Origin of the sequence: Acetobacter sp. (genome assembly GCF_047721705.1) — a bacterium.
Classification (GTDB): domain Bacteria; phylum Pseudomonadota; class Alphaproteobacteria; order Acetobacterales; family Acetobacteraceae; genus Acetobacter.
The window spans coordinates 33,466-58,117 of record NZ_JBDNXK010000009.1 but is presented as its reverse complement, the minus strand read 5'-3'; the positions used below and the strand labels follow the sequence as shown (position 1 = coordinate 58,117).

Below are 24,652 nucleotides of genomic sequence, written 5' to 3'. Positions count from 1 at the left end.
GTATTTTCAATATAATATTGGATAATAATGGTTTTCAGAGAACAATGCTGATGGTCCTCCCCGGCGACCCCGCCCCCCTTTTTCTGCAGAAGGCCAACACGGACTGGGGCCGTTACAGCTTCGATATGGCCGCCGGGCGATATAGCCTGCTGATCTTTATGCCCACGCTCCACTCCACTCCCGATGTGTTCAGGACAGAATCATTCCGGAACCTGCAGGAAAGACGCAAAACTGGCAGTCTAGAAATCTTCTGTGTCACAAACGACAGTGCAGAGAGCAGATATCCTCTGGATCCTGCTGTCGCAAACAACAGTATAGTCCTCTTTGATAACGACCAGACAGTTCATAAACTCTACACTGTAGACCGCGAACAACCGCTCTGGGTTCTTGTCGATCCGATGCTCAGGATCAAACTGGTTCTTCCAGATAGTCTGGATGTCACAAAACACCTTGACAAATGGCTGAATCAGGCTCCCCGGTTTCAGAACGGTCCCATTCCCGCGCTAATGCTTGATGACGTTCTCGAACCGCAGTTCTGTCAGGCGCTCATCTCATACTACCGTAGCCAACCGCAGAACTTTTCACCGGTGCTTACGCAGAATAGCGAAGGCGCAACCATCCAGACCGTCAGCCAGTCTTTCAAACGAAGGCATGACTGCACTTTGCGCGATGAAGCACTGGTCCGGGGGCTGCAGGTACGCATCATCCGCCGCGTCGTTCCAGAAATCCGCAAGAGTTTTCAATGCACGGTCACAGGCATGGATCGCATGATCATCGGATGTTACGACGCTGCTGAACTGGGAGGGTTCGGTCCCCATCGGGACAATACGGTCAAAGGCGCCTTCCACAGACTTTTCGCCATATCCCTTAATCTCAATGATGATTTCGAAGGCGGAGATCTGGTCTTTCCCGAATTTTCCGATCAGGGATTTTGTCCCCCTGCCGGAGGTGCCGTCATCTTTTCCAGCGCCCTCCTCCATGCCGTGCGGCCCGTCACTCAGGGAAGGCGCTATGCGTGCCTTCCCTTTGCTTTCAACGAAGCCTCTCTCGCCTATGCACGCACTCAGGAAGAAGCGTCCCCATCTTAAAGTGGCTTGCGGGGCGAACGTTTAAGCGCCGAGCGACTGATATAATGCCCAGCACCCTTGACGGCGCGTAAATCACCGTCTTTCCAGACGATTTTTCCATTGCTGATTGTGGTGTGCGCCAAGCCCGTTAGTTTCATGCCTTCAAAGATATTGTAATCGACATTCTGATGATGCGTTGCAGCGGAAATGGTTCGCTCTGCGTCAGGATCCCACAAAACAATGTCGGCGTCCGCTCCGGGGGTAATCGTCCCCTTCTGCGGATAGATATTGAAAATCCGTGCCGTGTTGGTTGAAGTCAACGCTACGAAGTTTTCCGGAGACAAGCGCCCCGTTTTCACCCCGTAGTGCCACAGCACGCTCATTCTATCCTCGATCCCCGGCGTCCCGTTGGGAATACGCGTAAAATCATGGCGTCCCGCTTCTTTCTGGGCTGCACAGAAGCAGCAATGATCGGTGGCAGTCGTATGCAACTGCCCGGACATCAATCCACCCCACAACGCCGACTGATGATGACTGGCCCGGAAAGGCGGGCTCATGACATAGCGCGCTGCTTTCAGCCAGTCCGACGTTTCATAAACGCTTTCATCAAACACGAGATGCTGCGGCAGGACCTCGCCATACACTTCCTGCCCTCTCATACGAGCGTCCGCGATGGCTTTTGCCGCCTGCTCCGTCGAGACATGGACGATATAGACTGGCACACCCAGCAACCCTGCCAACGTAATGGCGCGCTGGGCGGCTTCGCCCTCCACTTCCGGTGGACGCGATACAGGATGCGCCTCCGGACCGGTTCGTCCCTGCGCCAGAAGATCCTGCTGGAGATAGGCGACGGCATCACCGTTTTCAGCGTGAACGGTACAAATCGCGCCCAGTTCCGACGCCCGCTTCATGGACCGAAGCAGCGTATCGTCCTCGACCATCAGGGCATTCTTATAGGCCATGAAATGCTTGAAGGAATTGACACCGCACTCTTCAACCAGCGTGCCCATGTCACGGTGCACCTGATCGTTCCACTCCGTGATGGCGACATGAAAACCGTAGTCGGCAGCAGCTTTCGTCGCCTTTTCGCGCCACTCTTTCCATGAATCCAGCAGACCACGTCCTGAACCGGGAATGACGAAATCGATGATGCTGGTCGTGCCACCTGCCAGACCGGCAGCCGTTCCGGTGAAGAAATCATCCGTCGCAACGGTGCCCATAAAAGGCATTTCCATATGGGTATGCGGGTCTATGCCCCCCGGCATGACCAGAAGACCGCCAGCATCCACGACCTCATACCCAGCGGGTGTTTCCAGATCAGGACCGACCTGAAGAATACGGCCATCCGCACCACAGAGCACATCGGCCCGCATGGTGCGCTCCGACGTTACAACGTCACCTCCCCGGATATGAAGCATGAACGCGCCCTTCCCTATTGCAAGAATCGTGGATTTCTCCATATTTCATGTCGAAATCGTATTGTTATTCTGACTATTTGGTCAATAATATATTTCGACAACGAATCATGTCCTCAGGGGGAACACCATGAGCGGCCTATCATCACACCAGACAGGCTCCTCAAGCCTGATGAATGAAGATCTGGCCCCCGTGACCCAGCGCACATGGGGTGGCAAGGACTACCTGTTCCTGTGGATGTCGAACATTCACAGCGTTGCAGGCTATGTGACGGTCAGCAGTCTGTTCGTCATGGGATTGCCACTTCACGACGTGTTTCTGGCGATGCTCCTTAGCATTCTCGTGGTGCAGATAGGCTGCAATCTGGTCGCCGGGCCCAGCTTCACCACCGGCGCACCGTTTCCTGTAGTGGCGCGCATGACGTTCGGTGTTTACGGCGCCATCATTGCCGCGCTCATCCGCGGGCTTATCGCAATCGGATGGTATGGCATCCAGACATGGCTTGCCTCCAACGCGCTCGTCATTCTCGCCGTCAAACTCTGGCCTGCTCTGGAACCCTGGGCCATCGCCCAACAGCACGGCTTTGCCGGACTGTCGCTGGTCGGCTGGGGCGCTTTCATGACGGTATGGACACTCCAGATTCTGGTTTTCTGGAACGGCATGGACGCCATCCGCCATTTCATCGACTGGGCCGGACCAATCATTTACGGCATGATGGCGCTTCTCGACGGTTGGCTTCTCATCAAAACAGGTGGACATATCTCGTTTCATATGTTCCATGTCGCCACCCATCTGACACTCACACAGCATGTCTCCGGCATCGTGAACGCGATGGCTCTGGTTCTTGCCTATTTTTCCCCCATCATCCTCAACTTTGGTGATTTTTCCCGCTATGGTCTCACCATGCGCGCTATCCGAAGCGGCAACTTCTGGGGACTCCCCTTCAATTTTCTGGCGTTTGCCTTTCTGACGTTGCTCACGGTTGCACTCACGCTTCCGGTCTTCGGACGCCTGATTTTCGATCCGGTTGAAACAGTCGTCAAAACCACCAATCTGGCGACGGCCCTTCTAGGTGTTCTCACCGTCGTAACGGCTACGATCGGTATCAACATTTCCGCGAACTTCGTTTCCGCTGCCTTCGATTTTTCTAACATCGCTCCCAATCGCCTGTCATGGCGGCAGGGAGGCCTGATCGCAGCGATAGGCGCGATCCTCGTCACGCCATGGAATCTTTATGCCCGACCGGATCTCGTGCATCTTACATTGGATGTTCTGGGAAGCTGCGTTACACCAATGATCGCCATTCTGCTGGCCGATTATTACATCATCAAAAAACAGCGCATCCACACAGCGTCGCTCTATTCCACTGATAGCAACGACGCTTATTGGTATTATGCAGGGATCAATCCGATTGCAGTCAGCGCCCTTATTGTCGGCACTCTCTTCGGACTGAGTTTCATCTTTTTCTCCGCCTTGGCGGACTATCGAAACCTGTCCTGTGTCGCCGGATTTATCGCGGCGCTGGCGTTCTATCTGCTTCTGGCACAGATGTTCCCGCGTCTGTGCACACAGAAGAAAGCAGTTGCATGATGGTCTGCAGGCCATCGTCAAAATCGCTTTTGATCAGTTTCTTCCGTCCCAGCACCGCTGCAAACTGGACCTGCATATCCGCATAAGACTGCGTCATGGACCAGAGCATGAACATGAAGTGCGGCACATTCACCGCCTTCATTTCTCCCCGCTCCTGCCAGACCTTGAAAACATGCGACAGTCGCTCGACATGCTCTTTCAATGTGATGCTGAGGAAATCCTCGATCTGACCGCCCCCGGACAGAAGTTCCTGCATGAAAAGACGGGATACCTCCGGCTTGCGTCGGGAAAAGACGATTTTCGCTTGGACGTATTTCAGCAAACCTTCGTATGGAGAATGCTTTTCCGAAATCCATACGTCGGCATCGGCAAGCCAGCCATCAAGAAAACGCTCCAGAGTCGCCTGATAGAGCTTCTCCTTGGTGCTGAAATAATAAAGAACATTGGCCTTCGGCAGTTCGCAGACGCGGGCAATTTCATCAATACGCGCCCCGGAAAAACCGTGACAGGAAAAGACCTTTTCCGCCGCATCAAGAATGTGGCTTGTCGTATTCCGGCGCAAGGACCCCGAGGCCCTGTCGGTCCCATCTTTCTGCCGCATCGAATCCGCTGTCTTTTGAATTCTGTTACTCATGTCCAATGATCCTCTCATGGCTGCGGCAAATTGCCGAGCTTTTAGGATCATTCACTGTCGCGCTTATGAGCAGACAGGCGCCTTCAGGAGCGCCTGTCTGAACCGCTCATCAGACCCGAAGGACGTGAACGTCCACGAGCGGACGCTTCTGAAGCTTGCGACCCAGCGCACGACGCAGCGCTGTCTTGGCGGCATCATGGAAAGCGTGATCATCGCCGCGCAACTCGTCGGGGATCTCGTCGATGGCGTTGGCGAACTCTTCCCGCACGCGGACGCTCTCTGGGTCGTCCTCTTCCAGCAGACCCGGCGCACTGATTTTCGGCTCGCCGATCACATAACCTTCGTCGTCGATGGCGACACTGGCGATGATGAGGCCGTTGAACAGCATCTTGCGACGGGCGGAGAGCACATCACCATCCATCGCGAGCAGCCGGTTGCCGTCTACGGCAAGACGACCTGTCGGCGCGGTGTCGATGACCTCCACATTACCGGGAGAAAGATTCAGGATGTCGCCATCTTCCAGAAGAATGGCGGCGATCCCCTTCTCCTGCGCCAGAGCCGCATGAGCCGTCAGATGACGCCACTCACCATGGGTCGGGATGGCGTATTTCGGACGGATAAGGTCATACATGGTCCGCACATCGTCAGACGTGGCATGACCCGAACAGTGGATCATGTAGCCATCCTTGTCGGTGACCACACGCACCCCGTTACGGGTCAGATTGTCCTGCACCTGCATGATGGCCCGTTCGTTGCCCGGAATCATGCGGCTGGAATAGATGACCGTGTCGCCCTCGCCGAGCGCGATGTTCGGATGGATGTCCAGTGCGATCCGCGTCAGCGCCGCACGTGGCTCACCCTGACTGCCGGTGATGATCATGACGACCTGATCGTCCGGCAGATCGTTGGCTTCCTGTTCGGAGAAGAACGGAAGCACACCGGCGAGATAGCCGCATTCACGCGCCGCCGCATCGAGGTTACGCAACGAGCGTCCGACCAATACGACCTTGCGACCAACCGCCTGCGCCGCCATCGCAATCGTTTCCACGCGTGCGACGTTCGATGCAAAGCAGGTGACGGCGATACGGCCTTTCAGCGTGCCCAGCAGTTCCGTCAGGCCAACCCGGACTTCCGCCTCTGAACGCGAAGAACCGGGCGACATAACATTCGTGCTGTCACACACCAGTCCCAGCACACCTTCGTCACCGATCTGCTTCAGACGCTCCAGATCACACGGAGGTCCGACCAGTGGGGTCGGATCGATCTTCCAGTCACCCGTATGCACGACCGTTCCATGCGGCGTGCGGATCGCCATTGCCTGCGCTTCCGGCACGGAATGGGTGACGGGGATGAATTCGATGTCGAACGGACCGACATTGAAGCGCCCACCACACTTGACCACATGAATGGGAACGATGTGATCCAGTCGCGCCTCACCGAGTTTACGGCGCAAGACCGTTGCGGCGAAAGGCGTTGCATAGATTGGGCATTCAAGGCGGGTCCACAAATGTGCAACCGCACCGATATGGTCTTCATGCGCATGCGTGATGACCAGACCCGCGAGTTTTTTCCGACGCTCCATGATGTAGGTCGGGTCCGGCACCAGAATTTCCGCTTCCGGTGTATCGTTTCCTGAAAAGCCGATGCCGCAATCCACGGCAAGCCATGTGTCCCCCAACCGGTAAAGGTTGAGATTCATGCCAATCTCACCCGTTCCGCCGAGTGGCAGAAAGGCCAGACCGCCGTCAGTCTCTGTCATGTATGATATTATCCTTCTTCTGCTTCGTCTTGTTCGAGATCTAAAGGCGGTTCCGGGTTTCGCGCGAAAAGGAACCGCAATCCGTTGATGGTGAGTTCTGAATCCGTGTGGTCAAAGACATCTGTGCCTTCGGAAAAGAGCGGAGCGAGACCTCCGGTCGCCAGCACCTTCATCGGTGCCCCGATCTCCCGTTTGATCCGCTCGACGATCCCTTCGATCAGTCCCACATATCCCCAGAACACACCCGACCGCATGGCCGAGTTGGTATTTTTTCCAATCACAAGACCGCCTTCCGGGCGGCCAATGCCGATACGCGGCAGCCGGGCCGCAGCCATATGAAGCGCCTCAACCGACAGATTGATGCCGGGAGCAATCACGCCGCCCAGATAAGTTCCGTCATCTCCTACCACATCGAATGTCGTGGCCGTGCCAAAATCGATGACAATAATCGGGCCGCCATAAAGCCGGTGGGCTGCCAGACCGTTGAGCAACCGGTCCACCCCGACCTCAGATGGATTATCGAGGGCGATCCGAAAGCCCCAGTCCAGACGAGGCGAAGCCACCAATGGCTCTATAGCGAAATACTGGCGGCATAACTGCCGCAGATGATAGAACGCCGCGGGAACAACCGTGCCGATAGCAGCCCCAGTGATATCTGCCGGTGAAAGCCCCTCATTCTGAAGCAACGTCAGAAGCCACACAGCGTATTCATCGCTTGTGCGCTGGGTCTGCATCGAAATACGCCAGGAACCGCGCCACTTTTCCCCGTCATCAACGGCGAAAACGACGTTCGTATTCCCTGCGTCAATGACCAGCAGCACGACCGGCTTCCAACGCGTTCACCTCTGGATCACCATATAAAACTTCACCTGTGATCACCCGCTCGACCTTTCCGTTACAGTCGAGGAGGAGTTCACCTGCCTCACCAATTCCTGCAAATCTGCCCTCAGAATAGTGGCCGCCGCCATTTACCACAAGGGGCGTGCCCACAGGCAGCGAACGGGCGAGCCATGCCGACCGGATTGCCGGGAAGCCCTCAGCCTCGAAAACACCGCGCCAGTGGGTCAATGAGGCGAGCACTCTCTCTCCCACGGACCGGGGTTCACAGAATGGGGCGCACTCGGCCAGACAGGCGAGTTTACGACCCGGGATAACGGGGGAGGCCGCCAGATTGGCGCCGAAACCGATGACTACCCAAGGCCATGTGCCAGCCCCGGCTTCGACCAGAATGCCAGCCATTTTCCGGCCATCCAGAACAATGTCGTTGGGCCACTTGATCCGGAGACGCGAACTGTGCCGACCATTCGCCAGAGCCTCATGAAAAGCCAACGCAGCGATGAAAGCCCACGCCCCGGGCTGCTTCTGCTCTACCGGGGAGGGCCGCATGAGAGCCGAAAGAGCGAGGCTGTCTCCCGGATCTGACCAGATGCGACCCCGACTTCCACGCGGTCGCGTCTGGCGAATGGCAAGAGCGGCAAACCCGTCTTCCTCGCCTTCTTCCACTTTCTGAAGACAGAGATCCGACGTGGAGGGCAGCTCATCGAAACAGCTGAGCCGCCATGCTGGCGATCGGTCCTTTACCCCGATCGCCTCACCTCCTGTCGGAGCGGACTCAGCCAATGAGAGCCTGAGCCGCAGCCTGAGCCGCAGCACTCACCGGGCCAAGACCAATCAGGAACAGCACCGTCGCCAGTCCCATCGCGATGGACACGAACGACACCGACGGGGCCGGACGATCAAACGCCGGAGCCGCCGGATCGAAATACGCCACCTTCACGATGCGCAGATAATAGAACGCACCGACCACAGCCGAGACCACACCAATGGCGATCAGCGGATACAGGCCAGCATTCCACGCAGCCGCGAACACCATGAATTTGCCAAAGAAACCTGCCAGTGGCGGCACGCCGATCATGCTGAACATGCAGACCGCCAGCACCAGAGCCAGCCCCGGATTGGTGCGGCCCAGCCCGGCGATGTCGGAGATTTCCGTAACCTCACGTCCCTTCCGACGCATGGCGGTGATCACACCAAACGTGCCTGCGTTCATGATCAGATAGGTCGTGAGATAGACCAATGTCCCGGTCGTCCCCGCAGGAGAAGCAGCGGCAAGCCCCATCATCGCGTAACCCATATGGCCGATTGAGGAATAGGCCATCAGACGCTTGATGTTGCGCTGCGGAATGGCGGCGAAGGAGCCGAACAGCATGGACAGCGCCGCAATTACTTCGATCAGCAACTGCCAGCGCGGTGACATCGCGCCGAACGGACCCGCCATGACGCGGAGGATCAGGGCAAAAGCCGCGAATTTCGGCGCGCCGGCCATATAGGCCGTCACCGGTGTCGGCGCGCCCTGATACACATCCGGCGTCCACATGTGGAACGGCACAGCGGACAGTTTGAACGCCAGCCCGACGATGACAAACACCATCCCAATGACGAGGCCAATCGGCAGAATACCAGCGCTGTTGATCTCGGCTGCGATGGGTGCGTATTCCATCGTACCCGCATAGCCATAGACCAGCGACACGCCATAGAGCAGCAGACCGGACGCCAACGAGCCAAGGATAAAGTATTTCAGTCCGGCTTCCGCAGACCGCAGACGATCCCGCTCCAGAGCACACAGCACGTAGATGGCCAGCGAGGACAGTTCCAGCCCGACAAACAGTGTCATCAGGTTGGCGGAAGACGCCATGACCATTGCGCCGAGCGTCGAGAACAGGACGAGAATGGGCATCTCGAACGGCAGTTCGCGATGCTCGTTGGTGTAGCCGACCGACAGCGCAATCGCGACCACGCCACCAACAATGACCAGCAGCTTGATGAAGCGGGCGAACGCATCGACCACGAACAGCCCGTCATACCCCACGCCACCCGGCGAGAGGGCCACCAGAAAACCGGTCACCACGAAAGCCGCGATGCTCAGCGTCGCCGACGGCAGGAAGGCATGACCCTTCTTCGTGAGCACGCCCACCGAGAGGATAAGGAGACCGCTGACCGCCAGAACGATTTCCGGCAAGGCAAGTATCCAGTTCATCGTCCAATCTCCCCGGCGATGACGTACAGGATTTCAGGAAAACCGCTCATTGGAAGAACACCACCGTAGTGACCAACACGACGAGCCCGACAAGCATGGTGAACGCATAGATCGCGATGGACCCCGTCTGCGTGCGCGTAGCCGTGACCGCCGTGCCGCGCGTCGCCTCGGCGAGACCAACGGGGATCTTCTCGATCACGCCCTCGTCCACGCCATGCCACAGGGCACGGGCAATGGCGCGATAGGGCTTCACGAAGATTACGTCATAAAGTTCGTCGAAATACCATTTGTTGAGCAGGAACTGATAAACCGGACGGAAGGATGTTGCGATCTGTCCCGGCAGTTCCGGCTTCGCGATATAAAGAACGTAAGCCAGCGCGATACCCAGCAGACCGACGATGCTCGGCATCAGACCGATGAGTGCCGGAACGTCCTCCAGCGAGGCCATGACAGTGTTGCCCGGCGCATTGAAGATCGCACCGCCCCAGAAGCCTTCCTGCTTACCGCCGATATAGAGCGGAGCCAGAGCCGCACCGGCAACCAGCGCACCGACCGACAGGATCAGCACCGGGCCAAGCATGACGGCCGGGCTCTCGTGGGCATGATCGAACGCATGCTGATCGCGTGGTTTCCCGTGGAACACGAGGAAGATCAGACGCCAGCTATACAGCGCCGTAATGAAAGCCGTGACCGTGCCGAGGATCCAGCCATAGGTGCCCATGCCGGAATGGGAGACCCATGCCGCGTTCAGAATGGCGTCCTTCGACCAGTAACCGGCGAAGGGGAACACGCCCGCCAGCGCCAGACTTCCAATCCACATCATGGCGTAGGTCACCGGAATCTTCTTCCAAAGACCGCCCATACGGAACATGTCCTGTTCCTCATGCATGGCGTGGATCACACAGCCCGCTCCAAGAAACAGCATCGCCTTGAAGAAGGCATGGGTCGTCAGATGGAAGACCGCCGCCTGATAGGCACCAACGCCGATGGCCATGAACATGTAGCCAAGCTGCGAGCAGGTGGAATAGGCAATCGTGCGCTTGATGTCCGGCTGCACCAGACCGACGGTTGCAGCGAAGAAGCAGGTCGTGGCTCCGATCAGCACGATGAATATCCGTGTGTCAGGTGCGAACTCGACCAGCGGCGACATACGCGCCATCAGGAAGACGCCGGCCGTGACCATGGTGGCGGCGTGAATCAGCGCCGAAACAGGCGTGGGGCCTTCCATCGCGTCCGGTAGCCAGGTGTGGAAAAACAGCTGTGCCGATTTGCCCATCGCGCCGATGAACAGCAGCGTGGCGATCACCTCAAGCACGGAATGGGTCGAACCGAACAGGTAGTAACCCGTCTGGACGTGGTCCGGGACCGTGGCGAAGATGTCGTCATACTGAACCGTGCCGAACACCACGAAGATCAGGCCGATGCCGACAAGGAAGAACAGGTCGGCAATACGGTTGACCACGAAGGCCTTAATCGCGGCGGCGCAGGCGCTCGGCTTCTGATACCAGTAGCCAATCAGCAGGTAACTCGCGAGACCGACGCCCTCCCAGCCGAAAAAGAGCTGGATCAGGTCGTTGGACGTGACCAGCATCAGCATGGCGAAGGTGAACAGCGAGAGATAGGAGAAGAACCGGTAACGCGGCATCGTGTCGTGCGCCATGTAGCCGATGCTGTAGATGTGCACGAGCGTCGAGACGGTCAGCACCATCGCCACCATGGTGACGGACAGTGTGTCGAACCGCAGCGCCCAGTTCACATGGAAGGAACCGGCATCGACCCAGTGCGCCAGCAGGGCCACGCTCGGCATACCGCCGCCCATGAAACCGCCAGCTAGTGCGCCATAACTGCACACGGTCGCGATAAGCATGCACAGGACCGTCACGGCCTGCGCCGCGCCGTCACCGATGCGACGTCCGAACAATCCCGCAATAGCCGAACCACACAGCGGAGCCAGTGTTGCGACCGAAAAGAGGATGAGTGCTGCCTGCATGATGCTCAGCCCTTCATCGTCGCAACGTCCTCGACCTGAATCGAGCCACGGTTGCGGAAATAGACAGTGAGAATGGCGAGGCCAATGGCGGCTTCAGCGGCTGCGATGGTCAGCACGAACAGCGTCAGCACCTGCCCCGAGAGATCGCCCAGCACGGAAGAGAACGCCACCAGATTGAGGTTGGCGGCCAGCAGGATCAGTTCCATCGACATCATGATGATGATGATGTTCTTCCGGTTCAGGAAGATACCGAACACGCCGAGCACCAGCAGCGCCGCGCTGACCGTCAGGTAGGGACCAAGCCCGATCTGGGCGATTGCCGTGTTCATTCTGCGTCTCCTTCACCCTGCTCCCGCTTTTCGGCGGCAGGGACTCCGTAAGAGCCGGGAACGGCTGTCACGTAATAGGAATCGTTGGGACGGATGAAGCCGCCATTGGCATCCGTGCCCTGCCCCAGAGGCAGATTCATCATCTCCAACGTGTCGGCGCGCTTGCGCTCATGCTGACGGGAGATGATCTGACGACGGCCCATCGGACGGTCACGCAGGGTCAGGGTGATCGCGCCGATCATGGCGACGAGCAGCACGAGACCGCAAAGCTGGAACAGCAGGATGTAGTGCGTGTAGATCAGGTTGCCGAGCGCGCCAGTATTAGTGGCAGCACCACCGGGCTGACCGAGGCCGCCCGTAATCGGCGCGGGCATAACCGGGGACATGCCCCAGTGAAGACCCGCCATCACCAGCTCAACGAACAGAATGCAGCCGACGACACCGCCGATCGGCGCATAACGCTGCAACCCTTCCCGCATCTTGGTGAAGTCGATGTCGAGCATCATCACCACGAACAGGAACAGCACGGCCACCGCGCCGACATAGACAATCACCAGGATCATCGCGAGGAACTCGGCCCCGGCCACCAGAAACAGACCCGCCGCGTTGAAGAACGCGAGGATCAGAAACAGGACCGAATGGACCGGGTTGCGTGCGCTGATCACCATGGCGGCTGAGCCGACCAGAATGGTGGCGAACACATAAAAGACGAGCTGGACCATCAGAGACAGCCTCCCCTGCAACAGGCGGCAGACACGGCAGTTGGCCGATCAGCGATAAGGCGCATCAAGCTCGAGCCTCCGTGCCAGCACGCTCTCCCAGCGGTCGCCGTTCGAGAGCAGCTTTTCCTTGTTGTACATGAGCTCTTCACGAGTCTCCGTGGCGAACTCGTAGTTCGGTCCCTCGACAATCGCATCTACCGGGCAGGCTTCCTCGCAGAGGCCGCAATAGATGCACTTCGTCATGTCGATGTCGTAGCGCGTGGTGCGGCGGGAACCATCGTCACGCGGCTCGGCCTCGATGGTGATCGCCTCCGCCGGACAGGTCGCCTCGCACAGCTTGCAGGCGATGCACCGTTCCTCGCCGTTGGGATAACGACGCAGCGCGTGCTCACCACGGAAACGTGGGGAAAGCGGCCCCTTTTCATAAGGATAGTTGATGGTGACTTTCGGCTTGAACATCGTCTTGAATGTCGAGGCCATGCCGGAGATGATCTCGGTCAGCAGAAAAGCCTTCAGCGCACGATCCATGCCAGCCATCAGCTTACTCCCTGCGGCAGAAGACCCGTCGCAAGCAGGAACCCGGCGGTCGCGATCATCCAGAGCAGCGAGAACGGCAGGAATACTTTCCAGCCAAGACGCATGAGCTGGTCATAACGGAAACGGGGGAACGTTGCGCGTGTCCAGATAAAGACGAAAAGACAGAACAGTATCTTGGCGATCAGCCAGAGCGGACCCGGGATCCATGTCAGCGGCGCGATGCCGAGCGGCGGCAGCCAGCCACCAAGAAACAGGATGCTGACCATGCCGGACATGAGGATCATGTTGGCATATTCGCCAAGGAAGAAGAGACCGAAGGAGAGCGAGGAATATTCGACGAAGAAACCCGCCACGAGCTCACTCTCGCCTTCGGGAAGATCGAAGGGCGCGCGGTTCGTCTCGGCCAGCGCCGAGATGAAGAACAGGATGAACATCGGGAACATCGGCACGCAGAACCAGATATGTCGCTGCGCCAGCACGATGTCGTTGAGGTTCAGGCTTCCTACCGCCAGTAGCACGGAGACGATCACCAGACCGATGGACACTTCGTAGGAGACCATCTGCGCGGCGGAACGAAGGCTGCCGAGGAAGGCGTATTTCGAGTTCGACGCCCAGCCCGCGATGAGCATGCCGTAAACGCCAAGCGAGGAGATCGCCAGCAGGTAGAGAATACCCACATTGATGTTGGCGACCGCCAGTCCGTTACCTGTCGGGATGACCGCCCACGCCGTCATGGCTAGTGAGAAAGTCAGGAACGGTGCGAACAGGAACAGGAAACGGTTGGCCCCGGCGGGGATGATCGTTTCCTTGGTGATCATCTTGATCGCGTCGGCGAAAGCCTGAAGCAGACCGAAGATGCCGTTCACGTTCGGACCACGACGCAACTGCATCGCCGCCATCACCTTGCGCTCCATGAGCGTCAGGTATGCCACGCCGATCAGCAGCGGCACGAGAACCGCCAGTGTCTCCAGCACCATGAGAATGAGCTGGCCAGCAAGCGTATGGAAGAAAAAGTCAGCCACGTTCCTACTCCGCCGCTACAGCCACGCTCGGTGCGTAGACTTCCGCGCACTCGACCATGGTCGGACTGGACCGGCTGATCGGGTTTGTCAGGTAATAACTCCGGGAGGACGCCAGCAGCGGCTTCGCCTCGATAGCGTCCGCGCCCGGCTCGTCCGCCACTTCTCCTGCCGCAGCGGACACGCCGAGTTGAAGCCGCTCACGCAGCGCCTCGATCGTGTCGTAAGGCAGCTTCGCACCCAGCACTTCCGAAGCAGCGCGGATGATCTTCCAGTCTTCCTTCGCCTCACCCGGCGGGAACACAGCCTGGAAGCTGCGCTGGATGCGACCTTCCGTGTTGACCCATGTGCCGGACTTCTCAGTGTAGGCCGAACCGGGCAGAATCACGTCCGCACGGGCAGCGCCCGCATCGCCATGATGTCCCTGATAGATCACAAATGTTTCCGGACTAATGGCATTCACGGAGAACTCGTCTGCACCAAGCAGCCACAGCACATCCACCCCACCGCTCAGCATCCCGCGCAGGCTGCGGCCACCCTTGCGCGGCACGAACCCGAGGTCCAGAGCCGCAACACGCGAGGCTGCGGTGTGAAGAATGTTCAGACCGTTCCAGTCGTCTTTCAGCGCACCAACGGATTCCGCCAGAGCACGACAGGCTTCCAGAATGGCGCCGGAATCCTCACGGGTCAGCGCTTCCTGCCCGACGATGATCATCGGCTTCTTCGCGGCCTTCAGCTTTTCGACAAAGTCGACATTGCCACTCAACAGACCGTTCACCGAGACCGGATTACTACCCAGATCTTCGTAAGCCCATGTCGGGTCTGCGGTCAGCGTGCCGATGACACCAATCGGCAGACCACCACGTCCCAGTGACAGATAGCGCTTGCGGATACGGGCGTTCAGGACCGGCGCATCCAGACGCGGATTGGCCCCGACAACGAGGATCGCGTCCGCCTCGTCAATGCCGACGATACCGCTGGCGAATGTGTAACGCGAACGCTCCGACAGATCGTATTTCGCGCCATCCTGACGACAGTCGAGATTGAGCGAACCGAGCGACCACATCAGATCACGCAGCGCCATGATGCTTTCGGCGTCACACAGATCGCCGACAATCGCGCCGATCCGGCTGCCCTGCACGCCCTCAAGCCGCTTGGCGATGGCGACAAAAGCATCCTGCCAGCTTGCCGGATGCAGCTTGCCATGCACCCGCACCCATGGACGATCCAGACGGCGACGCTTCAGACCATCGACGGAGAAACGACCCTTATCGGACAGCCATTCCTCATTCACCTCGTCATTCACGCGGGGAACGATGCGCTTCACCTCGCCGCCACGCGCCTGAATCTGGATATTGGTGCCGACCGCATCCATCACGTCGATGGCGTCGGTCTTCCGCAGTTCCCACGGACGGGCCTGAAAAGCGCCCGGCTTGGAGGTCAGCGCGCCAACCGGGCAGATGTCGATCAGGTTGCCGGACAGTTCCGAAGTCAGCGCCTTTTCGACATAGGTGGTGATCTCAAGGTTCTCACCGCGCGAGATACCACCCAGTTCCGGCGTGCCCGCCACTTCCGCGCTGAAACGGACGCAGCGCGTGCACTGGATGCAACGCGTCATCACGGTTTTCACCAGCGGGCCGAGATTCTTGTCGGTGACGGCGCGCTTTTCCTCATGATAGCGGGAAATGCCGCTGCCGTAGCCGTACGCCTGATCCTGTAGATCGCACTCGCCGCCCTGATCGCAGATCGGGCAGTCGAGCGGGTGATTGATGAGGAGAAACTCCATCACCGCACGACGCGCCTTGCGGACCGTTTCCGTGTCCGTGAAGATCTGCATCCCCTCGTTTACAGGGAAACCACACGAGGCGACCGGCTTCGGAGCGCGCGCGACCTCGACGAGGCACATACGGCAGTTGCCCGCGACCGACAGGCGCTCATGATAGCAGAAGCGCGGAATTTCCTTGCCCGCCGCCTCGCACGCCTGAAGTGCTGAGGAACCGGGAGCGACATCGACCGGCGTGCCGTCAACAATGACTCTGACCATCAGCCTTACTCCGCCGCAATCGCTGCTGCGGGCATTCCCGCAGGCACTTGCACCTGCTGGGAGCCGCCATGCTGCCGCTTGTAGTCGCGAATACGTTCTTCCATGAGCGGCCGAAAATGCCGGATCAGTCCCTGAATGGGCCATGCCGCCGCATCACCAAGCGCGCAGATCGTGTGACCTTCGACCTGTCGTGTGACCTGCTCCAGCATGTCGATTTCCTCGATCTCGGCGCGCCCTTCGACCATGCGGTTCATGACGCGCATCATCCAGCCGGTGCCCTCTCGGCATGGCGTGCACTGGCCGCAGCTTTCATGCTTGAAGAACTGCGAGAACCGGGCGATCGCCCTGATGATGTCCGTGGACTTGTCCATGACAATCATGCAACCCGTGCCGAGACCGGATCGCTCCGCCCGCAGACTGTCATAATCCATCAGCACCGTCTCGCAGATGTCCTTTGGCAGCAGCGGCACCGAGCAGCCGCCCGGAATGACCGCCAGCAGGTTGTCCCATCCGCCGCGAACGCCGCCACCGTGCTTCTCGATGATTTCCTTCATCGGCACGCCGAGCTCTTCCTCGAACACGCACGGCGTATTCACATGGCCGGAAATGGCCATCAGCTTGGTGCCCGCGTTGTTCGGACGACCAAGGCCGGAGAACCATGCTGCCCCACGTCGCAGGATCGTGGACGCCGAGGCGATCGACTCAACATTGTTCACCGTCGTCGGGCAGCCATACAGCCCCGCGCCAGCCGGGAACGGCGGCTTCATGCGCGGCTGGCCCTTCTTGCCTTCGAGGCTTTCCAGCAGGGCCGTTTCCTCACCGCAGATGTAAGCGCCTGCGCCGCGATGCAGATAGAAGTCGAAATCCCAACCCGTGCCAGCAGCGTTCTTGCCAAGTAGACCGGCTTCATACGCTTCATTGATGGCGATCTGGAGATGACGCGCTTCGTTATAGAATTCGCCGCGCACATAGATGTAGGACGCATGCGCTCCCATCGCGAAAGAGGCGATCAGCGCGCTTTCGATCAGTTTGTGCGGCTCATGACGCAGGATCTCACGATCCTTGCAGGTGCCCGGCTCGGACTCATCGCCATTGATGACAAGGTAACGCGGCGCCGGTCCATCACCTTTTGGCATGAAGGACCACTTCACGCCTGTCGGGAAGCCAGCACCCCCGCGACCACGCAGGCCGGACGCCTTCATCTCGCTGACGATCCAGTCACGACCTTTGTCAAGAATGGCCTTCGTGTCGTTCCAGTCACCACGGGCACGGGCGCCAGCCAGTCGCCAGTCATTCTGGCCATACAGGTTGGTGTAGATCCGGTCCTTATCGCTCAGCATCGTCGCAGATCTCCCTCAACCCTGACCGGAACCGGTCTCTTCGAGCAGCACCCGACGGCCACCCTCCGGCTCCGAAGCGTGCCGCCCGTTGGTCGGCCCCGGCTCCGGGTATTCACCGCGCTTCAGCGCCTCAATCAGCGCTTCCGTGCGCGGGCCGTCGAGGTCTTCGAAAAAGTCATTATCCACTTGAAGGATCGGCGCATTGGAGCACGCCCCAAGACACTCGACCTCACTCAGTGTGAACAGTCCGTCCTCGCTGGTCTCGCCTATATTATGGATGCCCGTCGCTTTCTTGCAGGCAGACAGCACATCATCGGAGCCACGCAGCCAGCAGGATGTCGTCGTGCAGACCTGAAGGTGATACTTACCGATCGGCTTGGTGTTGAACATGAAGTAGAAGGTCGCGACCTCGTAGATACGGATCGGAGCCACTTCCAGCCTTTCAGCCACAGCATCCATTGCCACGGTCGGCACCCAGGCGCTGCCAGTCTGACGCTTCATCTGGTTCTGCGCGACATAGAGCAGCGGCAGAGCCCCGCTCGCCTTCCGCTCCGCCGGATATTTGGCGAGGATCGTCGCGATTTCGCCTTCGCTGATCTCATCAAATTCGAAGTGATCAGGCTGCACGTTTGTGACAGTGCTCATCGGTCCACCTCACCAAAGACGAGATCTAGCGAGCCGATGATCGCCACGGCGTCAGCTAGCATGCCTCGTCGAGAGAGCTCATCAATCGCCTGAAGATGCGCGAAACCTGTTGGTCTGATCTTGCAACGATACGGACGGTTGCTGCCGTCAGCCACGAGATAGACGCCGAATTCACCCTTTGGCGTTTCGACCGCCGTATAGGTCGCGCCGGGCGGCACATGATAACTCTCGGTAAACAGCTTGAAGTGATGGATCAGCGCTTCCATCGACCGCTTCATCTCGGCACGTGGTGGCGGTGAGAATTTGGGGTCCTGCACCTTGATCGCACCGGGTTTGATCTGCGCCAAACTCTGCTTGATGATCTTCACGCTCTCGCGCATTTCGGCCACGCGGACGAGGTAGCGATCATAACAATCGCCATGCCGTGCCACGGGAATTTCGAAATCGACCTTGTCGTAATTGTCATACGGCTGGGAGCGACGCAGATCCCACGGCACACCGGAACCACGCAGACACGGCCCGCTCCAGCCCCAAGCAAGCGCCTGTTCGCTGGTGAACACGCCGATCCCGACCGTGCGCTGCTTCCAGATACGATTTTCCGTCAACAAGCTTTCGAGATCATCGATCCAAGCCGGGAACTCTTCGGCCCATGCTGCGATTTTCTCTTCCATACCAGCAGGCATGTCGCGCGCGACACCGCCGGGACGGAAGTAATTGGCATGGAAACGCGCGCCGGAAACCGCCTCATGAAACTCAAGCAGCTTTTCGCGCTCTTCATAGCCCCAGAGGGCCGGTGTCACTGCGCCGCAATCCAGCCCCATCGCCGTCAGGTTGAGGATATGGTTCAGAATGCGGGTGATTTCCGCGAAGATGACACGAATCCACTTGGCGCGATCCGGCGCTTCAATGCCGAGCAACTTTTCGGTCGCCAGCGCGAAAGCGTGCTCTTCGCACATCGGAGACGCGTAATCGAGCCGATCAAAATACGGCAGCGCCTTGGGATAGGTCTTGTATTCGATCAGCTTTTCCGTGCCGCGATGCAGCAGACCGATGTGGGGCACAGCACGCGCTACAACCTCACCTTCCATCTCCAGCACAAGACGCAGAACGCCGTGGGCTGACGGATGCTGCGGACCGAAATTCAGCGCGTGACTGTCGATTTCGACGGTCCGACGCTCCACTTCCTCCTCTGCTACCGGCTCCGGCAGCAGAGCCTCGGGCAGCGGACCTTCCCCAAGACTGTCATGCAGACCGAGAAGGTTTTCGTCCTGTTTCAGGGCCTCTGTCATGCTCCGGCTCCTGTCACTGTATCTTTTTCATGATCTGGCGCAGTTCATGCGCCCGCTCGTCACCCGGCAGCGTCAGAACGCCCTCCCAAGGCGACACGAAATCGAAGTCGCGGAAATCCTGCGTCAATGTGACCGGTTCGCGCACGATCTGACGACGTTCCGGATCGTAGCGAACCTCCGTGTAACCGGTCAGAGGGAAGTCCTTACGGAGCGGATGCCCCTCAAATCCGTAGTCGCTGAGGATACGACGGAGGTCCGGCTGACCTGAGAACAGCACGCCATACATGTCGTAACACTCGCGCTCCCACCATGTGGCACAGGGCCAGATCTGATGCACGGAAGCGACCGGTGTCAGCTCATCCGTCGTCACGATCACCCTGACACGCTGGTTCAGGCTCACGGACAGGAGATTGTAGACCACATCGAAGCGTTCTGGACGTTGAGGGAAATCAACCCCACACAGATCCATAAGCTGTTCGAACCGAAACCGTGGATCATCACGCAGAAGCATCATCAGCGGGATCAGACGCTCACGATCCGCCCGCACCACCAGTTCCCCGCCCTCGATGGCGGCGGACGAGATGCCCGGCAGAGACGTGGAAAGCGTAAAGGCGAGAAAAGAGAGACAGGAATTGCCTCTGGCGACGGGTGCAGTGGATTGATCAGCCACGGAGAATCGTCCCTGTCCGACGGATTTTCTTTTGCAGCAGCATGATGCCGTAGATCAGCGCCTCGGCCGTCGGCGGACAACCCGGCACATAGACATCGACCGGCACGACACGGTCACAGCCGCGCACGACCGAATAGGAATAATGGTAGTAGCCACCGCCATTCGCGCAGGAGCCCATCGAGATCACCCAGCGGGGCTCAGCCATCTGGTCGTAAACACGACGCAGGGCCGGAGCCATCTTGTTGGTGAGGGTGCCAGCGACGATCATTACGTCGGACTGACGCGGCGAACCACGCGGAATGATGCCCATCCGGTCGAGATCGTAACGAGGCATATAAGCATGAATCATTTCGACAGCGCAGCAGGCCAGACCGAATGTCATCGGCCAGAGACTTCCGGTACGCCCCCAGTTCACGAGCTTGTCGAGACTCGCGACGACAAAACCCTTCTCGCTGATTTCGCCCGTGATGCCGCGCACGATGGCGTCCTGCTCCGGACCTGCCGGAACCGCGTCACGGTTCCAGACGATATTGGCGTCCGAGCCAACTGCATTGTCACCGCTCATTGCGCGTTCTCCACCTTCACTGCCGTCACAGCAACGCCCGTCAGCACCACAGATCAATCCCAGTCCAGCGCGCCTTTGCGCCACTCATAAAGGAAGCCGATTCCCAGCACGCCGAGAAAGCCCATCATCGACAGAAAGCCATAGAACCCGATCCGCGACAGGCTCACCGCCCATGGGAACAGGAAGGCCACTTCCAAGTCGAAGATGATAAACAGAATCGAAACGAGATAGAAACGAACATCAAACCGGCGACGCGCATCATCGAACGCCTCAAAGCCACATTCGTAGGCCGTCAGTTTTTCCGCGTAAGGCTTCTGATGCCCACAGACGAGGGAGGCGCCGAGCATGGCTCCCGCGATCACCACGGCGAGGATGCCGAAAATAAGAACCGGCAGATAATCGTTGATCACCGACGGCATGACGCCCTCCGTAATGATTTTCCGTTTCCACATCCGCGCCTTGTGGCCCGAACCGAAAGATAATGCGGCCAAACTATGCCCGGAATGTCCACGTGGCCACCCTCATACCGGAGCAACTCAGAAACTTTCCCGTGAGGGGTTCAGCATGATGAACAGAATTCATCCCACTGAATTTCACCCCACTAAAGCCTTGCCAGAACCACATTCCTTTCGGAGCGCGATGCTTCAGGCCCCTATCTATATACATTAAAATACAGACATAAACATCAAACATGCCGCAAGACATTCGTCCACAGCATGACAGCTGGCGTGAAAGAGAAACCTCACGCGCTTATATCTAAAAAAACAGAATTTTCAGGAAAATGGTGGGCGATGACGGGATCGAACCGCCGACCCTCTCGGTGTAAACGAGATGCTCTACCGCTAAGCTAATCGCCCGCCGCAGTGATTAGACGAACCAATCAGATCAATCAAGCGCTTAAAAGCCCTAATGTGCTCTAAACGAAAAACGGGCGGAACGTTTCCGTCCCGCCCGTCAAACAATCCGCCTGTGTGCAGCTTTAGCTGACAGCGTCTTTCAGCGTCTTGCCCGGCTTGAAGCGGACAGACGTGGAAGCCGGAATGTCGATCTCTTCGCCCGTACGCGGGTTACGACCCTTGGTCGCCTTGCGATGAGCCGTCACGAATGAACCGAAGCCAACAAGCCGGACTTCCTGCCCGTTCTTGAGAGCCTTCTCAATAGCTGAGAAAACGGCATCAACCACTTCGGCAGCCTTCGCCTTGGGCAGGTCAACGTCATCCGCAACGACAGACACGAGTTCCTGCTTGTTAAGCGGCTTGTCCATACATACGCCTTTCCATGTTCTCGTCTCGCTTACAACATAGTGTTGTCGGAGACATTCCGGGGCGCACTATGAAGCCGTTTTTCGCCACGTCAAGCAGGCACAAACGACCGGGGACAAGCAAAAATTGCTCATCCCCATCGTCAAGCCCTTTTTCAGTGGGCAACCGCGGCTGATGTCTCAGACGCAGCAATCGGCGTCATCGGCTCTGCCTCATCCTGCCACTGAATAGGCTGCGGCACGCTGACCAGAGCGCGGTCGATGACCTCATCCACGTGAGAAACCGGGATCAGCTCCAGATTTTTCTTCACGGAATCAGGAAGTTCCACGATATCCTTTTCGTTGTCCTTCGGCAGGAACACCGTCTTGATCCCGGCCCGAAGCGCAGCAAGGAGCTTTTCCTTCAGGCCACCGATGGGAAGGACACGACCACGCAGGGTTATCTCCCCTGTCATGGCCACATCGCGCCGCACGGGGATCCCCGTCAAAACGCTGACCAGCGATGTCGCCATGGCGATACCCGCCGATGGCCCATCCTTCGGAGTCGCCCCTTCCGGCACGTGAACGTGGATATCGCGCTTCTCGAACAGTGTCGGAGAGATGCCGAAAGTCGTCGCACGGCTGCGGACATAGGACAGGGCAGCAGACACACTCTCCTGCATGACGTCGCCCAGCTTACCAGTCTGTTTGACGTTACCCTTACCCGGCACCATCACGCTTTCGATCGTCAGAATCTCGCCGCCGACTTCCGTCCAGGCCAGACCTGTAACAACACCGACCATATCCACGGCCTCGGTCTCGCCGTGCGAGAAACGCCGCACGCCAGCGAATTTGCCGAGATTTTTCTCAGTCACCGCCACCTTCTTCGCCTTACCGGTGACGATTTCCTTCACCGCTTTACGGGCTACATTGGCAATCTCGCGCTCAAGATTACGAACGCCAGATTCCCGCGTGTAGAAACGGATCAGATCCATCACCGCAGCATCCGAGATCGACCACTCTTCAGGCTTGAGGTTGTGAGCCTCCCCCTGCTTCGTGATCAGATGCCGTTTCGCGATGTTGAGCTTCTCATCTTCCGTGTAACCGGAGAGACGGATGATCTCCATGCGATCCAGCAGAGGCTGGGGCATGTTGAGACTGTTCGCCGTGGTGACGAACATCACATCCGACAGGTCGTAATCGACCTCGAGATAATGATCCGAGAAGCTAGCGTTCTGCTCCGGATCCAGCACTTCGAGCAATGCCGACGCCGGATCGCCGCGCCAGTCCGAACCGAGTTTGTCGATCTCATCAAGCAGGAAGAGCGGGTTGGAAACCTTCGCCTTCTTCATGCCCTGAATGATCTTGCCCGGCATCGCCCCGATATAGGTCCGGCGATGACCGCGAATCTCGGATTCGTCCCGCACACCACCAAGGGACATGCGGACATAATGCCGCCCCGTCGCCTTGGCGATGGCGCGCGCCAACGTGGTCTTACCAACGCCCGGAGGCCCGACAAGGCAGAGGATCGGTCCCTTCACCTTCTTTGAACGGCTCTGAACTGCGAGATACTCAAGAATACGCTCCTTGACCTTCTCCAGAGCGTAATGGTCCTCGTCGAGCACCTTTTCGGCCGCGTCGAGGTCATTCTTCACCTTGGTCGTCTTTTTCCAGGGCACACCCAGAAGCCAGTCGAGGTAGTTGCGCACCACCGTCGATTCGGCGGACATCGGGCTCATACCGCGTAGCTTCTTGAGCTCAGCGACAGCCTTTTCCCGCGCTTCCTTACTCAGCTTGGTTTTGACGATCTTTTCTTCGATCTCGGCGGTCTCATCCTTACCGTCCTCGCCCTCGCCAAGCTCCTTCTGGATCGCCTTCAGCTGCTCGTTCAGATAGTACTCGCGCTGCGTCTTTTCCATCTGCCGCTTCACGCGGCTACGGATGCGCTTTTCCACCTGCAGAACGCCGATTTCGGCTTCCATGTGCGCAAGGATCTTCTCAAGCTGCTTCGTGACCGTTGGCAGCTCCAGAATTTCCTGCTTCTCGGAAATCTTGAGATTCAGATGACTGGCGATAGTGTCCGCGAGCTTTGACAGATCGCTGATCTGGCCGAGTGAAACCAGAACTTCCCCGGCGATCTTCTTGTTGAGCTTCACATACTGCTCGAACTGACCCACCACCGCACGCGCCAGCGCCTCGGTCTCTTCCGTTTCGTCCCGCGTTTCTGCGACGAGCTCTACATCAGCTTCAAAATGACCATCAATGTCATGCAGCGCCAGAACGCGGGCACGCTGGCCACCCTCCACCAGCACTTTCACTGTGCCGTCGGGCAGTTTCAGAAGCTGTAGAATTGTGGAGATCGTGCCGAAACGATAGATATCGTCCGCACCCGGATCATCCACGGTTGCTTCTTTCTGAGCCACCAGCAGGATTTTCTTGTCATCCTTGGTGACGGATTCGAGCGCCTTCACGGATTTCTCGCGCCCCACGAAAAGCGGCACGATCATATGCGGGAAAACGACGATATCCCGCAAAGGCAGAACAGCCACCCGCTCCGAGACAACAGGAGTCGCTTTCTTGGACGCGCTCTTTGTCTTTGGCGCCGCAACATCTGTTGCGGCAGTCTTGGTACGCCGGCGGCGTGGTGTCGGTGTTTTTTTCGTATTGTCTGTCATGCTGCCGTCCTCCTGAATGGACGATCCGGCGATACGCACCCATTCATGGCACACGCATCGCTCTCCCGCCCCGGCAATGGGCGG

At 58.4% G+C, this 24,652-nt stretch carries 22 protein-coding genes and 1 tRNA gene; 2 read left to right on the top strand and 21 right to left on the bottom strand.

Annotated elements, in window-relative coordinates:
• Positions 1 to 1,088: 2OG-Fe(II) oxygenase (locus ABF824_RS02900; RefSeq protein ID WP_415486331.1), on the top strand; the 1,088-nt coding region annotated here is incomplete at its 5' end.
• Here the strand turns inward: ABF824_RS02900 and hydA are convergent.
• Positions 1,085 to 2,485, bottom strand: coding sequence for a dihydropyrimidinase (hydA, locus tag ABF824_RS02895; protein ID WP_415486330.1), 1,401 nt, complete (start codon positions 2,483 to 2,485; stop codon positions 1,085 to 1,087). The genes ABF824_RS02900 and hydA overlap by 4 nt on opposite strands.
• Before the next feature lie 127 nt (positions 2,486 to 2,612).
• Here hydA and ABF824_RS02890 point away from each other — a divergent pair, with 127 nt between their 5' ends.
• Positions 2,613 to 4,073 carry an NCS1 family nucleobase:cation symporter-1 gene (locus ABF824_RS02890; RefSeq protein WP_415486328.1) on the top strand — a complete coding sequence of 487 codons (1,461 nt, stop codon included), beginning with the start codon at positions 2,613 to 2,615 and terminating at the stop codon, positions 4,071 to 4,073.
• Here the strand turns inward: ABF824_RS02890 and ABF824_RS02885 are convergent.
• The 20 genes from ABF824_RS02885 to lon form a co-directional block, all read right to left on the bottom strand.
• Positions 3,994 to 4,707 carry a TetR family transcriptional regulator C-terminal domain-containing protein gene (locus tag ABF824_RS02885; protein ID WP_415486327.1) on the bottom strand — a complete coding sequence of 238 codons (714 nt, stop codon included), beginning with the start codon at positions 4,705 to 4,707 and terminating at the stop codon, positions 3,994 to 3,996. The two genes, ABF824_RS02890 and ABF824_RS02885, sit on opposite strands and share 80 nt — an antisense overlap.
• A 109-nt stretch (positions 4,708 to 4,816) precedes the next feature.
• Positions 4,817 to 6,466 carry a ribonuclease J gene (locus tag ABF824_RS02880; RefSeq protein WP_415486326.1) on the bottom strand — a complete coding sequence of 550 codons (1,650 nt, stop codon included), beginning with the start codon at positions 6,464 to 6,466 and terminating at the stop codon, positions 4,817 to 4,819.
• An 8-nt stretch (positions 6,467 to 6,474) separates the two neighbouring features.
• Complete coding sequence (locus tag ABF824_RS02875; RefSeq protein WP_415486325.1) at positions 6,475 to 7,287, bottom strand: type III pantothenate kinase; 813 nt, start codon at positions 7,285 to 7,287, stop codon at positions 6,475 to 6,477.
• The gene (locus ABF824_RS02870; RefSeq protein WP_415486324.1) at positions 7,271 to 8,086 is read right to left on the bottom strand and encodes a biotin--[acetyl-CoA-carboxylase] ligase; all 816 of its coding nucleotides are present in this window, start codon (positions 8,084 to 8,086) and stop codon (positions 7,271 to 7,273) included. Before ABF824_RS02870 ends, ABF824_RS02875 begins: the two co-directional genes overlap by 17 nt.
• Positions 8,079 to 9,503, bottom strand: a complete 1,425-nt coding sequence (nuoN, locus tag ABF824_RS02865; protein WP_415486323.1) for an NADH-quinone oxidoreductase subunit NuoN — start codon at positions 9,501 to 9,503, stop codon at positions 8,079 to 8,081. The genes ABF824_RS02870 and nuoN overlap by 8 nt, the downstream gene beginning before the upstream one ends.
• A gap of 46 nt (positions 9,504 to 9,549) precedes the next feature.
• Positions 9,550 to 11,493 (bottom strand): NADH-quinone oxidoreductase subunit L, encoded by a 1,944-nt coding sequence (gene nuoL / locus ABF824_RS02860; RefSeq protein WP_415486322.1) that lies wholly within the window; start codon positions 11,491 to 11,493, stop codon positions 9,550 to 9,552.
• A gap of 5 nt (positions 11,494 to 11,498) precedes the next feature.
• Positions 11,499 to 11,822 (bottom strand): NADH-quinone oxidoreductase subunit NuoK, encoded by a 324-nt coding sequence (nuoK, locus tag ABF824_RS02855; RefSeq protein ID WP_149026452.1) that lies wholly within the window; start codon positions 11,820 to 11,822, stop codon positions 11,499 to 11,501.
• Entirely contained in the window at positions 11,819 to 12,544 is a 726-nt protein-coding gene (locus ABF824_RS02850) for an NADH-quinone oxidoreductase subunit J (protein ID WP_415486321.1), read from the bottom strand. Before ABF824_RS02850 ends, nuoK begins: the two co-directional genes overlap by 4 nt.
• Before the next feature lie 48 nt (positions 12,545 to 12,592).
• Positions 12,593 to 13,081 (bottom strand): NADH-quinone oxidoreductase subunit NuoI, encoded by a 489-nt coding sequence (gene nuoI, locus ABF824_RS02845; RefSeq protein ID WP_415486320.1) that lies wholly within the window; start codon positions 13,079 to 13,081, stop codon positions 12,593 to 12,595.
• Positions 13,081 to 14,103 (bottom strand): NADH-quinone oxidoreductase subunit NuoH, encoded by a 1,023-nt coding sequence (nuoH, locus tag ABF824_RS02840; RefSeq protein WP_415486319.1) that lies wholly within the window; start codon positions 14,101 to 14,103, stop codon positions 13,081 to 13,083. Before nuoH ends, nuoI begins: the two co-directional genes overlap by 1 nt.
• Before the next feature lie 4 nt (positions 14,104 to 14,107).
• A complete protein-coding gene (nuoG, locus tag ABF824_RS02835) occupies positions 14,108 to 16,144 on the bottom strand; it encodes an NADH-quinone oxidoreductase subunit NuoG (protein ID WP_415486318.1) in 2,037 nt (678 codons plus the stop codon).
• A gap of 5 nt (positions 16,145 to 16,149) precedes the next feature.
• The gene (gene nuoF, locus ABF824_RS02830; RefSeq protein WP_415486317.1) at positions 16,150 to 17,484 is read right to left on the bottom strand and encodes an NADH-quinone oxidoreductase subunit NuoF; all 1,335 of its coding nucleotides are present in this window, start codon (positions 17,482 to 17,484) and stop codon (positions 16,150 to 16,152) included.
• 15 nt (positions 17,485 to 17,499) lie between these two features.
• Positions 17,500 to 18,129 (bottom strand): complex I 24 kDa subunit family protein, encoded by a 630-nt coding sequence (locus tag ABF824_RS02825; protein ID WP_415486316.1) that lies wholly within the window; start codon positions 18,127 to 18,129, stop codon positions 17,500 to 17,502.
• Positions 18,126 to 19,418, bottom strand: a complete 1,293-nt coding sequence (locus ABF824_RS02820) for an NADH-quinone oxidoreductase subunit D (protein WP_415486315.1) — start codon at positions 19,416 to 19,418, stop codon at positions 18,126 to 18,128. The genes ABF824_RS02825 and ABF824_RS02820 overlap by 4 nt, the downstream gene beginning before the upstream one ends.
• A 13-nt stretch (positions 19,419 to 19,431) precedes the next feature.
• A complete protein-coding gene (locus ABF824_RS02815; protein ID WP_415486314.1) occupies positions 19,432 to 20,088 on the bottom strand; it encodes an NADH-quinone oxidoreductase subunit C in 657 nt (218 codons plus the stop codon).
• On the bottom strand, positions 20,081 to 20,653 hold the full coding sequence (locus tag ABF824_RS02810) for a NuoB/complex I 20 kDa subunit family protein (protein ID WP_010668904.1): 573 nt from the start codon (positions 20,651 to 20,653) through the stop codon (positions 20,081 to 20,083). The genes ABF824_RS02815 and ABF824_RS02810 overlap by 8 nt, the downstream gene beginning before the upstream one ends.
• 53 nt (positions 20,654 to 20,706) lie before the next feature.
• Positions 20,707 to 21,072: an NADH-quinone oxidoreductase subunit A gene (locus ABF824_RS02805; protein WP_010668905.1), complete on the bottom strand. Its 366-nt coding sequence runs from the start codon at positions 21,070 to 21,072 to the stop codon at positions 20,707 to 20,709.
• 363 nt (positions 21,073 to 21,435) lie between these two features.
• Positions 21,436 to 21,510 (bottom strand) — tRNA-Val (locus ABF824_RS02800).
• A 122-nt stretch (positions 21,511 to 21,632) separates the two neighbouring features.
• Complete coding sequence (locus ABF824_RS02795) at positions 21,633 to 21,917, bottom strand: HU family DNA-binding protein (protein ID WP_415486313.1); 285 nt, start codon at positions 21,915 to 21,917, stop codon at positions 21,633 to 21,635.
• A 152-nt stretch (positions 21,918 to 22,069) separates the two neighbouring features.
• Positions 22,070 to 24,568, bottom strand: a complete 2,499-nt coding sequence (lon, locus tag ABF824_RS02790; RefSeq protein ID WP_415486311.1) for an endopeptidase La — start codon at positions 24,566 to 24,568, stop codon at positions 22,070 to 22,072.
• Positions 24,569 to 24,652: the final 84 nt, after the last annotated feature.

Excerpts from the sequence above, each read along its gene's own strand:
- hydA (WP_415486330.1), bottom strand. The coding sequence starts at position 2,485 with ATGCTTCATATCCGGGGAGGTGACGTTGTAACGTCGGAGCGCACCATG.
- ABF824_RS02890 (WP_415486328.1), top strand. The coding sequence starts at position 2,613 with ATGAGCGGCCTATCATCACACCAGACAGGCTCCTCAAGCCTGATGAAT.
- ABF824_RS02885 (WP_415486327.1), bottom strand. The coding sequence starts at position 4,707 with ATGAGTAACAGAATTCAAAAGACAGCGGATTCGATGCGGCAGAAAGAT.
- ABF824_RS02880 (WP_415486326.1), bottom strand. The coding sequence starts at position 6,466 with ATGACAGAGACTGACGGCGGTCTGGCCTTTCTGCCACTCGGCGGAACG.
- nuoN (WP_415486323.1), bottom strand. The coding sequence starts at position 9,503 with ATGAACTGGATACTTGCCTTGCCGGAAATCGTTCTGGCGGTCAGCGGT.
- nuoL (WP_415486322.1), bottom strand. The coding sequence starts at position 11,493 with ATGCAGGCAGCACTCATCCTCTTTTCGGTCGCAACACTGGCTCCGCTG.
- nuoK (WP_149026452.1), bottom strand. The coding sequence starts at position 11,822 with ATGAACACGGCAATCGCCCAGATCGGGCTTGGTCCCTACCTGACGGTC.
- ABF824_RS02850 (WP_415486321.1), bottom strand. The coding sequence starts at position 12,544 with ATGGTCCAGCTCGTCTTTTATGTGTTCGCCACCATTCTGGTCGGCTCA.
- nuoI (WP_415486320.1), bottom strand. The coding sequence starts at position 13,081 with ATGGCTGGCATGGATCGTGCGCTGAAGGCTTTTCTGCTGACCGAGATC.
- nuoG (WP_415486318.1), bottom strand. The coding sequence starts at position 16,144 with ATGGTCAGAGTCATTGTTGACGGCACGCCGGTCGATGTCGCTCCCGGT.
- nuoF (WP_415486317.1), bottom strand. The coding sequence starts at position 17,484 with ATGCTGAGCGATAAGGACCGGATCTACACCAACCTGTATGGCCAGAAT.
- ABF824_RS02825 (WP_415486316.1), bottom strand. The coding sequence starts at position 18,129 with ATGAGCACTGTCACAAACGTGCAGCCTGATCACTTCGAATTTGATGAG.
- ABF824_RS02820 (WP_415486315.1), bottom strand. The coding sequence starts at position 19,418 with ATGACAGAGGCCCTGAAACAGGACGAAAACCTTCTCGGTCTGCATGAC.
- ABF824_RS02810 (WP_010668904.1), bottom strand. The coding sequence starts at position 20,653 with ATGAGCGGTGACAATGCAGTTGGCTCGGACGCCAATATCGTCTGGAAC.
- ABF824_RS02805 (WP_010668905.1), bottom strand. The coding sequence starts at position 21,072 with ATGCCGTCGGTGATCAACGATTATCTGCCGGTTCTTATTTTCGGCATC.
- ABF824_RS02795 (WP_415486313.1), bottom strand. The coding sequence starts at position 21,917 with ATGGACAAGCCGCTTAACAAGCAGGAACTCGTGTCTGTCGTTGCGGAT.
- lon (WP_415486311.1), bottom strand. The coding sequence starts at position 24,568 with ATGACAGACAATACGAAAAAAACACCGACACCACGCCGCCGGCGTACC.